An 11,337-nucleotide genomic window follows, 5' to 3' on the forward strand; every position below is an offset into this window, starting at 1 on the left:
TTTTTACTGTAAATTGGAGTTATGCAACAGTTACCCTTGTTATCGGTAGTGGCTCTTTTCAGTCGCTTTGTTGAGCGTTGGCTTGGTAGCTCTTTTGCATTTTTTGTTTGGCTTTGTGTGGTTGGAAAAATGCAAATGTGCTACCAAATGTATAAGTTTTACCTATTTTTCATTTCCACTCTATTGCGAATGGTTTCCGTTAAAAGTGAATAAAGTTGCGGAAGAATATCAGTTTTGAAGCCGTAGGCTTTCAAAACTGCTTCATCAAAAGCAATTCTGTCTTTCTGTTTGTATTCGTTTTCGTAATCTTGAATTTGTCGTTTACTAATAGTTTCAAATTTCGCAAGAATACTTTCTTTTTGTTTGTCTGAAAGCAAACTTGGGTCAAATATTTTCATTTTTGTTTTGAAAAAGTCTGCGTTCAAGTCCAATGCTCCTAAATTTCTTGAAACACCGTTTAATTCAACAATCAAAAGAGAAACGATTGAATTAAGTAAAGCCGACACAATCTCAACATCATTCTTTTTTACACGAATGGCAACCAATCTTTGATTGAGATACAAAGGCGATTTGCTGAACGAAAAGAATAGTCGTTGGCTTGGATTTATGGAAATGAAAATATTTGCCGATTCTTCGGGTGCAAGAATACCAAAACGGTTTTCTTGTTTTCAAAACTTCGGGTAAAGCAATTCCTGTTTTGTTCGTTGTTGTTTCAAACTTCTTGATATGCTTGTAAGCAATTGGATATTTCGCTTTCAAAGTCTTTTCATCTTCTTTGCAAATAGAGCTGGTGCAGCAGTCGCAAGAGAAATAATTGCTTATTTAGGTTTATAACTTTAACATTTATTTAATCAACGTATTTAGTATTAAATAATTACATTTAAAAACCTACTATTAAATGGATAATTTATTTGATTAGAGCAGATTATAATTAAATTTTTTCATTATAAATAATCAATAATTTTATGAGTTCTATGATTTTAATTAGTGGAATTCACAATCCTAACGATTATATTTGTAAAAATTTAAAATTAGTAATGACAGCAGTAATCATTATCTTTGTTATACATTGGTATGCTTCTTTATTTTTCCAAACTTTTTTTCATCACCGATATGCATCACATGCAATGTTTACGATGTCAAGAGCTTGGGAAAAAATATTTCACGTTTTAGCGTGGATTTTTCAAGGTTCATCTTATCTAAGTCCCTATACATACGGGGTTATGCACAGACATCATCACGCGTATGCAGACACAGAAAAGGATCCACATTCGCCACAATATGATCCAAATTTCTTTGCGATGATGTGGAGAACTCGTATTGTTTACAACGAAATTGACCACGATAAAACACAAGTTTTAGAAAAATTCAAAAAAGGTGTTCCTTCTTGGCGTTCTTGGGATAGATTTGCTGGAAATAATGCTGTACGTTTAGCTTGGGTAATCATTTACATATTAATTTATGTTGCTGTTGACGCTCCACTTTGGACTTATTTTGTATTCATTCCGATGCAAGTTTTGATGAGCCCACTACATGGTGTAATCATCAACTGGTTTTCACACAAATTAGGTTACCGTAATTACGATGTTGGAGATACTTCGACAAACTTGATGCCGATTGACTGGTTAATGTGGGGAGAATGTTTACATAACAATCACCATAAATTTGGCGGACGTCCTAATTTCGCAGTTAAGAAATGGGAATTCGATCCAATGTATCCATGCATTTGGGCAATGAATAAAATGAATATCATTCAGTTCAAAAAAGGTAAATTAGACACCGATTATATGTAAAATAAAAGCGATTCAATAAATTGAATCGCTTTTTTTATTTCTTTTGATAAACGATACTTTCTATATATTTCTTGAAAAAGAATTTGTGTTCGACGATTTTAAAATTGGGTAGAAAACTTTGATGCATTTTAGGCAATTGAGAAATATCCAAACCAATAACAATTCTAAAAAAGCTCAACATCACATTCGTCACACTTTTTTGCCAACCTTTCTGATTTTGTACAAAATCAACATAAAACCACAACCCTTCTACTTTCAAATACGAATTTAATTGACTAAATAATTCTTCTGCTTTGGATTGATTAAAATGATCAAACAAAAAAGTAGTCATCACCACATCATATTTTTTATCCGTTTCGAAATCAAAAATATCCGCAACAATAAAATTTATATTTAAGTTCGACGTTTTTTCTTTTTTTGCTAAATCAATCATTTTCGAAGAAAAATCAACATAATCTATATCCAATTTTAGATTTAACTTTTCTATTTCAGCGATAAATTTTCCCGCTCCTCCTCCAACCCACAAGATTTTATCATTCTTTTTCAAATATTTTAAAATCACAAAATGAGCTTGTTGTTGACGATTTAAAAAAATCAACTGGCTCAACGAATGATAATATGGCGCAATAAAATTGTAATTCATTATTCGAATAAAATTACGCTTAAAATTCCACAAATTGCTTTCAACAAAATCATTCCATCAATCGCAATTAAATAATATAAAATGGCTTTTGGACGATTGAGTTTAAAGGCGAAAATAGCTAAAAAAACAATCGGAATTAACATAAACAATATGCGGTGAAGTGGTAATCCATAACATATTCCGAAGATTACAAAACTCAAAAATCCTAGAAATATTAAGGGTAAAATAATGCGGTTTAACGTAAAATGATAACCATATTTTACAACAAAGGTTTTTAAATTTCGGTTGCTATCATCTTCATAATCTTTCAAATCAAACAAAATCGCATTCACAACGCAATACATAAAGGTTTGAGAAAATAGAAAATAGAATTTTGCATCAATGACATAATGCGTTTCATTCTTCAACATCAAAAATAAAACAGGTAAAAAAACGGTTGTAATCGCCCAAGTCCAGCCAATTAAAAATGGTTTTAACAACATCGTTTTACGTAATGAAATTCCTAATTTTAAATCATAATAACCAAAGGATAAAACTGTCGTAAAAAATAAAACAGCCAACCATTTCCAAGTTAATATTTCGTAATTCGGTAAACAATTTATCGCTAAAATAATTCCAGAAATTAATGCGATTACAGCTAAAATAAAAGTGTAAAAATGAACAAATTTGCGATGCGTAATGTAGAACTGAGTTCTTGGATTATTGGAAGATTTTAAAGATTTTGGAATTCTGTAGGCGTACAAATAAAACAATACCGTAATGGTGCTAATAAAAGCATAATACGCAATCGAATTAAATGGTAAACCAATTTTGATATTCGTCTCGATATTGAGCGCAATAGAAAGTAGAATTAAAAAAAAATTGGAAAAAAAAATGTTTACGATAAATCGACTAATCACTTTTTTTTCCATTTTCCTAACAACTTAAACTTTGAAAAACTCTAGAATGACATTTTTATACGTTTCGCCAATCGGAATTACTTCTTCTTTCAAATATAAGACTTTATTTTGAATTGATTTCACTTTTTTTATCGAAATGATATAAGATCGATGAACTCGGACAAAAAGTTGATCAGGCAACTTTTCTAAAATAGATTTCATCGATATTCGAGCCGTAATTCGTTTTCCGTTTTCGAGATGAATTTTTACATAATCGTCCAAACCTTCAATAAAATCAATTTCGTCGTAGGCAATTTTATTCAATTTATAATCGGCTCTAATCGTCAAAAAATCTTTGTCTTCATTCAGTTTTTTATCCACCAAAATCAACACTGCTTTATTCACTGCTTCCTCAAATCTATCGTAATCTATCGGTTTCAACAAATAATCTATCGCCGCAACATTAAAACCATCAACCGCATATTCTGCAAAAGCCGTAGTAAAAATAACAGGAATTTTCTTTTCTAAATTTTTGTAAAATTCCATTTGTACGCGAAATTTGAATATCCAAAAACAATCAAATCGATTGGAAATTGATTGATATATTTCTGCGCATCTTTCAAATTTGAGAAGGTTTTTACTAACTCCACATGTTCATTTCTAGAACAATAATTTTCGATTACCATCAATGCCAACGGTTCATCATCCATCGCAATTACTTTAATCATTCAAGAAAATTTTTAGTTCAACTATAAATTTAGATAAATCATTATGAATAGCTAATTTATAATGATTTGTATAAAAATAATCTAATCTCTTTTTCGTATTCTTCAAACCAATTTCACTTTTTCCAGTTTCAAGAGTTACCTCTTTCGAAATGGTATTTTCTACGTTTAAAAATAATGTTTGTTGCTCCACTTTTATCGAAATAATAACGGGTTGCGAATCTTCATCAATTACGCCATATTTGAATGCATTTTCGATAAAATTAATTAAAATTAATGGTGAAATTCTTAAATCCGCAGGATTTCCTTCAACCTCAAAAATAACAGATTCTTTGTGCGTTAATCTCAATTTTTGCAACTCAATATAATTCTTGATATAATCTAAATCTTGTTGCAATGGCAAAAAATCTTTGGAAGAATCTGAAACCACAAATCGCATCATTTTGGATAATTTCATAACTGCATCCGAAGCAGAATCCGATTTTTGAAGCGTTAAAGCATAAATATTATTCAACGTATTGAACAAAAAATGAGGATTAATTTGCGCTCTTAAATAAGCAATTTCCGACAATTGTTTCTCATTTTTCATTTCCTGAAAACGTTTATTTTGACGTATAAAAAGCGAAACAATCGCCATCATCGAAAACATAATAATTTTCGGACTCCACATCATAAAATCACGTGGCGGTTTTCGAGGCTCAAAACGATTAAAAGGCGGAGCTTTTGGTGGAACTTTGTTAAAATGAAACGCAAATTCTGGAAATTTGTACACCACAAAAAAGAAAATGATAAGAACAATGATGTAGAAAAAATAACGTTTCTGAAAATATAATTTTGGAATTAACACAAAATAATTCACCAAAAAGAACACTAACAACAAGATATTTTCGAAAAGCATTCGCTTGAAAAAACCTGTTTTGAAAATAGATTGATCGCTCGAAAAATTTGGCGCAGCAATAAATGGTATCAACAGAAAAATAATTGAAACTATGCTGAAAATAACGATTTCTCTCTTAGTAATTTTTACTTTATTCATCTTCTAATTCAATTGAAACAATAGAAAAATGTTGTCTATTTGGAATCATCAATGTTTTGATATTAGTTTTTAATTCTTCATCCAAAGAAATTAAATAATGATTGTTAACCTCTCCAAAATAAAAATATTATTTGGTATAAAACGTAAGCGCAACCTTGTGATTTGCGTGATTTTGATTAGAAGAATTTATAACATCCAACTCGAAATCTACAAAATTAAGGTAGATTTTGTTCAAATTATCTGTGATTTGATACAAATTTCCTTCCAATTGTTCGATATACGGAATAGTCGCCATTCCTACCAAATAATGCAATTGTTCTGCTTTTTTATTTTGGCGCAACAATTCTCGAAAAGTTTCTACTTTATGCGTTTCTTGTTGAAAAAGTTGCTCTTGCAAATAATACTCTTTGTACGTCGCATGAAAAACATATTTCTCCCAAATTGACGTTGTCGAAGCATCAATCACTAAACGATAAGCAAACTGAACTTTTTTAATTGTTTTCATCTTTTGGTTTTCTATCAAAAGGAGGCATTCCATCTGGAGGTGGAGGCATTCCTGGCCCTCCGCCCATCGGCTCTTTTGCTTTCTCTATATTTTCTGTAGAAATTACAATATCTGCCTCAATTGTATATCCTTTTTCTAAACTTCCGCTCACTTTTGCCAATTGATTTCCGTCTGTATCATCTGTAAAAACATTGTCATTCTCATTGTACGTATAGCCATTCAAACCTTTTGTATAACCATATTCTTTGGCTGAATTTACAATTTCTACAACAGAATTTTCACCTTCTGGAAAAGCAATTTGCGTTACTTTTAATGATTTTCCTTTCTGATCGTAAATATGAACATGGATATGCGTTGCACGACTTTCGTACCAACCTGGGAAAATAGAATTGAATTCAACATTTCCATTTTCATCAGTTACTTGTCTACCTCTCAAAAATTTATACGATTTATAATCGGTTGGTTGCATTCGTATTCCGCCATATTGCGAATAATTTCCATCTTTATCACAATGCCAAATATCAACAATCGCGTCTATTAAAGGTTGACAGCTTTCATCAACATTGGTTACATTAATTTTGATTGTCGCCTCCACTCCTGTTCGATCGCCTTTTATATTTTTTGATAAAAAATCTTCTGGATTTTTTGTAGGAAATGGACCTTCTATTTCAGAGGCCCATGCTTCACAATCATTTACAACAGTAGAATCTTTGCAACTCATCAAAACTTTTGGAACAATTAAACTTGCTCCCAAAAATCCTAAACTATTTTTTATAAAATCTATTCTTTCCATTTTGTTAAGTATTTTTAACATTAGTAATCAATTACCATTAACAAAGAATTTTCGCTCAACGATTCAAATTCAACATTCTCATCAGATCTTATTTGTAATAAATCTCTTGATTCTATTAAACGATTGTGAACTTCAAAAATACCTGTCAAAGATATGATTTACCAACTTCTTTCGTTTCTTTTGAATGGTAATTCAGATTCTTTTCTCAAGTCAAATTTTCCTAAAAAAACATTAAACAAATCATGTCGGATTATTTTCTCTAAACGATTCTCTCTATCCAAATCAATTGGAACAATCATTTTAGCAATTTGCTGTTTTTCTTTTACGATGAATAACGCATAGAAATAAGAAAAATCGTGGCTCAAATCGCCTTCTATTTCTATTATAGTTCCTTTTTCTAAGTAATAAACAAATGCTTGATTGACTTCAATTTTCCAATTAAAACCATTCATATTCAAGCGAATATTATTCAATAAAGGCATTAAAATAATATAACCACTTTCTTTGATTACTTTTTGATAAGTACCCATTCCGCTTAACGCAACATCATCAATAAAAGCAAAATCCAAAATCGGATTTGTATCATTTAAAGCATTTATCCTAATAAATTTATTTTCAAATAAATTTCGATTCTCAGCCTTGCACAACTTTATCATGTCCTCATATAATCTTCTAAACAAAAGTATATATCGATATTTTGCTATCTAAATTTAAGAGGTTAACCTAAGATTTTTGTAGGTTAATTGAAATATGAATGGTTTTTATTTATCTTTAACATTAGAATTATATTTGATCAAACACAACAAAAATGATAAACAAAAAAGTAAACAGCATCGAAGAAGCGCTACAAGGCGTAGAAAGCGGAATGACGCTTGCTGTTGGAGGCTTTGGACTTTCTGGAATTCCTGAAAACTTGATTCAAGGATTGGTAGACAAAAAAATCAATAACCTTACGTGTATTAGTAACAATGCAGGTGTAGACGATTTTGGTTTAGGATTATTATTACAAGGACGACAAATCAAAAAAATGATTTCTTCTTATGTTGGAGAAAATGCTGAATTTGAGCGTCAAATGCTTTCAGGAGAATTAGAAGTAGAATTAATTCCACAAGGAACTTTAGCAACTCGTTTAATGGCTGCTGGTTATGGAATGCCTGCAATTTTTACTCCTGCAGGAGTTGGTACTGAAGTTGCTGAAGGTAAAGAGATTAGAAAATTTACTTTTCATGGTATTGAGAAAGAATATTTGTTAGAATATGCTTTCGAACCTGATTTTGCAATCGTTAAAGCTTGGAAAGGTGATACTGCTGGAAATTTAGTTTTTCGTGGTGCAACTGCAAATTTTAATCATCCGGCAGCAATGTGTGGAAAAATTACCATTGCAGAAGTAGAAGAATTAGTAGAAGTTGGTGAATTAAATCCAAATCAAATTCATACGCCTGGCGTTTATGTCAATCGTATTATTCAGGGTGCGAAGTACGAAAAACGAATTGAAAACAGAACTGTTCAACCAAAACCATAAAAGCAATGTTAGATAAAAATGGAATTGCAAAACGAATTGCAAAAGAGGTAAAAGACGGATATTATGTAAATTTAGGAATCGGAATTCCGACATTGGTTGCTAATTATATTCCTGAAAATGTAAACGTTGTTTTACAATCTGAGAATGGTTTATTGGGAATGGGACCTTTTCCTATTGATGGTGAAGAAGATCCTGATTTTATTAATGCTGGTAAACAAACAATCACCACTTTGCCCGGATCAGCTTTCTTTGATTCGGCAATGAGTTTTGGAATGATTAGAGCCCGAAAAATTAATTTAACTATTTTAGGCGCAATGGAAGTTTCGGAGAATGGAGACATTGCCAACTGGAAAATTCCTGGAAAAATGGTAAAAGGAATGGGCGGTGCAATGGATTTAGTGGCTTCGGCTGATAATATTATTGTAGCGATGCAACATGTGAACAAAGCAGGAGAATCTAAACTTCTAAAAGAATGTACACTTCCTTTAACAGGAATAAAATGTGTCAAAAAAATTGTTACTGAATTAGCTGTTTTAGAAGTTTTACCAGAAGGTGGTTTCAAATTATTAGAGCGAGCACCAGGAATTTCTGTGGAAGATATCAAAAATGCAACTGAAGGAAAATTAATTATTGAAGGAGAAATTCCCGAAATGATTTTATAATAAATAAAGATTCGAAAGGAAATTCAAAAGCTTTCCTTTCTTTTTTTGATTTCGATGATTTCTATTAACTTTAGATTAAATTAATACTTGAAAACGAAATCGATGAAATTAAAATTATTAATCACACTGTTTTCTCTCTACAATTTAGGATTTGCACAACAACAAAACTTAGTCAAATATGTCAATCCAATGATTGGAACCGAAAAAATGGGACATACATTTCCAGGTGCAACTGTGCCTTTTGGTGCTGTACAATTGAGTCCCGAAACCGACTCTATTCCCTATTCTGTCAATCATAAATATAATCCAAAAGTATATGATTATTGTGCTGGTTACCGTTTTGAAGATAAAACAATTACAGGTTTTAGTCACACTCATTTTAATGGAACAGGACATTCTGATTTAGGTGATTTTTTGATTATGCCAACAGTAGGTAAATTGCAATTAAATCCCGGAACTGCTCAACATCCTGAAAGTGGTTATCGTTCAAGGTTTTCTCATCAAAATGAATTTGCTGAAGCCGGATATTACAAAGTAAAATTGGAGGACTATAACATTTGGGCTGAAATGACCGCTACTACTCGAGTTGGTTTTCATCAATATACTTTTCCAAAATCTACTCAATCGCATATTATTTTTGATTTGAATGCGGGAATTTACAATTACGATGACAAAAATACTTGGACGTATGTAAGAGTTGTGAACGATACATTAGTTACTGGTTATCGACAAACACGAGGTTGGGCAAGAAATAGAACAGTTTATTTTGCGATGACTTTTTCTAAACCATTTAAAAATTATGGTCAAAAAAATGAAGATGGTCAAGTCGATTATAAAGGATTTTGGAGAAAATGGAACGAAACACAAAATTTCCCTTTGATTGAAGGTAAAAAAATTAAAATGTTTTTTGATTTCGATACAGAACAAAATGAAAAAGTAAAAATAAAGTTTGCTATTTCTCCTGTCAGTCAAACCAATGCTTTAGAAAATTTGATAACAGAAATTCCACATTGGAATTTTGAACAAGTAAAAAATGAAGCCAAAGAAAATTGGAACAAAGAATTGAATCGCATTCAGATCAAAGCTTCAGAAAACGATAAAATAAATTTCTATACAGCGATGTACCATACATTTATCAATCCAACAACTTACATGGATGTAAATGGTCAATACAAAGGCTTAGATCAAGAAATTCATCAAGCAAAAGATTTTACAAATTATACAACTTTCTCACTTTGGGACACTTATCGCGCTTTACATCCATTGTTTAATATCATTCAACCAAAACGTAACAATGATATGGTAAAATCGATGATGAAACATTATGAACAAAATCCAATAAAAATGCTACCAATTTGGTCGCATTATGCAAACGAAAATTGGTGTATGAGCGGATATCATTCGGTTACGGTTATTGCAGATGCAATTGTAAAGGGAGTTTATAATGGTGATGCAAATGCTGCTTTAGATGCATGTATTGTTACGGCGAACAAAAGAGATTATGAAGGAATTGGTGATTATATCGACAAAGGTTTTATACCAGCCGAGAAAAATGGAACATCAATTTCGAATACGTTAGAATATGCGTTTGATGATTGGTCGATCGCGCAAGCTGCCAAAAAATTGAACAGAATGGATGTGTATGAAACATTTATGAAACGTTCAGAAAATTGGAAAAATAATTATGATGCTTCAATCGGATTTATGCGTCCTCGATTAGCAGATGGAAGTTTCAAAAAAGAATTTGAACCTTTGAATACGCATGGACAAGGATTTATAGAAGGTAACTCATGGAATTTCAGCTTCTTTGTTCCCCAAAATCCTGATGGATTGATCAATGCGATGGGTGGCAAAAAGAAATTTGGTGAAAAGCTTGATGAATTATTTACAATGCATTTACCTGACGAATATTTTGCTGATACAGAAGATATTACTCGAGAAGGAATTATTGGTGGATATGTTCATGGAAATGAACCCGCTCATCATGTTGCCTATTTATATAATTGGGCTGGACAAGCTTGGAAAACACAAGAAAAAATTAGAATGATTTTAGATATGCAATACAAACCTACACCAGATGGTTTGGGCGGAAATGATGACACAGGACAAATGAGTGCGTGGTATATTTTTAGTGCACTTGGTTTTTATCCTGTTCAACAAGGATCGACAGATTACGCAATTGGAAGCCCATTGGTAGATCATGCCATTTTAAATCTAGAAAACGGTAAACAATTTGAAATTGAAGTCAAAAATCAATCGAAGAAAAATGTCTACATTCAAAAAATAGAACTTAATGGAAAGTCTTACTCTTCGTTCAATTTAAATCATTTTGATATCGTAAATGGCGGTAAATTAGTATTTCATATGGGAGCAAAACCTAAAAAATAAACGTTAAATATTTTATAATTAAAACTTTAAATTTGAAAACTTGAAAAATAATGATTAATTTAAATCAAATTTAAAACCAAGAAAAATGGCTAAAAAGGCAAAAAAAGAAGAAATTCATTTACAAGTTTTAGTGGACAAGTTAAAAGATCCAAAACATAAACAATTAGTTCAAACGAATCGTTTAAAGAAAAAACGTCGCAATAACGCTAAAAATTAAACATAAAAAAAACCACTCAAATTGAGTGGTTTTTTGTTTTTATCTCGTGTCCCGTCCTGAAATAGCGATACAAAAAAGAAATCGTTATTATGGAAGAAAGAAGCAATTATGTCAAACGTACTCAGCGAGATTACAGTATGTCTTTTAAGTTGAGTGTTGTAAAAGAAATTGAGTC

Annotated in this window: 14 protein-coding genes; 5 read left to right on the top strand and 9 right to left on the bottom strand. The window is 31.3% G+C overall.

Annotated features, from left to right (window positions below; all coding sequences use genetic code 11):
• Window positions 1-158: 158 nt before the first annotated feature.
• Window positions 159-545 (bottom strand): hypothetical protein, encoded by a 387-nt coding sequence (locus tag B4E95_RS07730; protein WP_291091012.1) that lies wholly within the window; start codon window positions 543-545, stop codon window positions 159-161.
• 492 nt (window positions 546-1,037) lie between these two features.
• On the opposite strand from B4E95_RS07730, the gene B4E95_RS07735 reads away from it, so the two are divergent.
• A complete protein-coding gene (locus tag B4E95_RS07735) occupies window positions 1,038-1,793 on the top strand; it encodes an acyl-CoA desaturase (protein WP_286496360.1) in 756 nt (251 codons plus the stop codon).
• A gap of 34 nt (window positions 1,794-1,827) precedes the next feature.
• Here the strand turns inward: B4E95_RS07735 and B4E95_RS07740 are convergent, their stop codons facing one another.
• The 8 genes from B4E95_RS07740 to B4E95_RS07775 all read right to left on the bottom strand — a co-directional run bounded on the left by B4E95_RS07740 (window position 1,828) and on the right by B4E95_RS07775 (window position 7,029).
• Window positions 1,828-2,436, bottom strand: a complete 609-nt coding sequence (locus B4E95_RS07740) for a class I SAM-dependent methyltransferase (RefSeq protein WP_291091013.1) — start codon at window positions 2,434-2,436, stop codon at window positions 1,828-1,830.
• On the bottom strand, window positions 2,436-3,347 hold the full coding sequence (locus B4E95_RS07745; protein WP_291091014.1) for a hypothetical protein: 912 nt from the start codon (window positions 3,345-3,347) through the stop codon (window positions 2,436-2,438). Before B4E95_RS07745 ends, B4E95_RS07740 begins: the two co-directional genes overlap by 1 nt.
• Before the next feature lie 12 nt (window positions 3,348-3,359).
• Entirely contained in the window at window positions 3,360-3,860 is a 501-nt protein-coding gene (locus tag B4E95_RS07750; RefSeq protein WP_291091016.1) for a LytR/AlgR family response regulator transcription factor, read from the bottom strand.
• Window positions 3,839-4,042: a hypothetical protein gene (locus tag B4E95_RS07755; RefSeq protein ID WP_291091018.1), complete on the bottom strand. Its 204-nt coding sequence runs from the start codon at window positions 4,040-4,042 to the stop codon at window positions 3,839-3,841. The genes B4E95_RS07750 and B4E95_RS07755 overlap by 22 nt, the downstream gene beginning before the upstream one ends.
• Window positions 4,035-5,009 carry a sensor histidine kinase gene (locus tag B4E95_RS07760; RefSeq protein ID WP_291091020.1) on the bottom strand — a complete coding sequence of 325 codons (975 nt, stop codon included), beginning with the start codon at window positions 5,007-5,009 and terminating at the stop codon, window positions 4,035-4,037. The genes B4E95_RS07755 and B4E95_RS07760 overlap by 8 nt, the downstream gene beginning before the upstream one ends.
• 193 nt (window positions 5,010-5,202) lie before the next feature.
• A complete protein-coding gene (locus tag B4E95_RS07765) occupies window positions 5,203-5,580 on the bottom strand; it encodes a hypothetical protein (protein WP_221855898.1) in 378 nt (125 codons plus the stop codon).
• Window positions 5,567-6,373, bottom strand: coding sequence for an intradiol ring-cleavage dioxygenase (locus tag B4E95_RS07770; protein ID WP_291091024.1), 807 nt, complete (start codon window positions 6,371-6,373; stop codon window positions 5,567-5,569). Before B4E95_RS07770 ends, B4E95_RS07765 begins: the two co-directional genes overlap by 14 nt.
• A 158-nt stretch (window positions 6,374-6,531) precedes the next feature.
• Window positions 6,532-7,029 (bottom strand): hypothetical protein, encoded by a 498-nt coding sequence (locus tag B4E95_RS07775; RefSeq protein ID WP_291091026.1) that lies wholly within the window; start codon window positions 7,027-7,029, stop codon window positions 6,532-6,534.
• Window positions 7,030-7,181: 152 nt separating this feature from the next.
• Here B4E95_RS07775 and B4E95_RS07780 point away from each other — a divergent pair, with 152 nt between their 5' ends.
• The 4 genes from B4E95_RS07780 (at window position 7,182) to B4E95_RS07795 (ending at window position 11,162) form a co-directional block, all read left to right on the top strand.
• A complete protein-coding gene (locus B4E95_RS07780) occupies window positions 7,182-7,895 on the top strand; it encodes a CoA transferase subunit A (RefSeq protein ID WP_291062236.1) in 714 nt (237 codons plus the stop codon).
• Window positions 7,896-7,900: 5 nt separating this feature from the next.
• Window positions 7,901-8,557 carry a 3-oxoacid CoA-transferase subunit B gene (locus tag B4E95_RS07785; RefSeq protein ID WP_291069782.1) on the top strand — a complete coding sequence of 219 codons (657 nt, stop codon included), beginning with the start codon at window positions 7,901-7,903 and terminating at the stop codon, window positions 8,555-8,557.
• Between the two features lie 102 nt (window positions 8,558-8,659).
• A complete protein-coding gene (locus tag B4E95_RS07790) occupies window positions 8,660-10,945 on the top strand; it encodes a GH92 family glycosyl hydrolase (protein WP_291091028.1) in 2,286 nt (761 codons plus the stop codon).
• 85 nt (window positions 10,946-11,030) lie between these two features.
• On the top strand, window positions 11,031-11,162 hold the full coding sequence (locus tag B4E95_RS07795) for a hypothetical protein (protein ID WP_291073911.1): 132 nt from the start codon (window positions 11,031-11,033) through the stop codon (window positions 11,160-11,162).
• The last annotated feature ends 175 nt before the right edge of the window (window positions 11,163-11,337 follow it).

Origin of the sequence: Empedobacter sp. UBA7494, from assembly GCF_002478465.1 — a bacterium.
GTDB classification, from domain to species: Bacteria; Bacteroidota; Bacteroidia; order Flavobacteriales; family Weeksellaceae; genus Empedobacter; species Empedobacter falsenii_B.

Coding starts and splice junctions, on each gene's coding strand:
- B4E95_RS07735 (WP_286496360.1), top strand. CDS start 1,038: ATGACAGCAGTAATCATTATCTTTGTTATACATTGGTATGCTTCTTTA.
- B4E95_RS07740 (WP_291091013.1), bottom strand. CDS start 2,436: ATGAATTACAATTTTATTGCGCCATATTATCATTCGTTGAGCCAGTTG.
- B4E95_RS07745 (WP_291091014.1), bottom strand. CDS start 3,347: ATGGAAAAAAAAGTGATTAGTCGATTTATCGTAAACATTTTTTTTTCC.
- B4E95_RS07750 (WP_291091016.1), bottom strand. CDS start 3,860: ATGGAATTTTACAAAAATTTAGAAAAGAAAATTCCTGTTATTTTTACT.
- B4E95_RS07755 (WP_291091018.1), bottom strand. CDS start 4,042: ATGATTAAAGTAATTGCGATGGATGATGAACCGTTGGCATTGATGGTA.
- B4E95_RS07765 (WP_221855898.1), bottom strand. CDS start 5,580: ATGAAAACAATTAAAAAAGTTCAGTTTGCTTATCGTTTAGTGATTGAT.
- B4E95_RS07770 (WP_291091024.1), bottom strand. CDS start 6,373: ATGGAAAGAATAGATTTTATAAAAAATAGTTTAGGATTTTTGGGAGCA.
- B4E95_RS07775 (WP_291091026.1), bottom strand. CDS start 7,029: ATGATAAAGTTGTGCAAGGCTGAGAATCGAAATTTATTTGAAAATAAA.
- B4E95_RS07780 (WP_291062236.1), top strand. CDS start 7,182: ATGATAAACAAAAAAGTAAACAGCATCGAAGAAGCGCTACAAGGCGTA.
- B4E95_RS07785 (WP_291069782.1), top strand. CDS start 7,901: ATGTTAGATAAAAATGGAATTGCAAAACGAATTGCAAAAGAGGTAAAA.
- B4E95_RS07790 (WP_291091028.1), top strand. CDS start 8,660: ATGAAATTAAAATTATTAATCACACTGTTTTCTCTCTACAATTTAGGA.
- B4E95_RS07795 (WP_291073911.1), top strand. CDS start 11,031: ATGGCTAAAAAGGCAAAAAAAGAAGAAATTCATTTACAAGTTTTAGTG.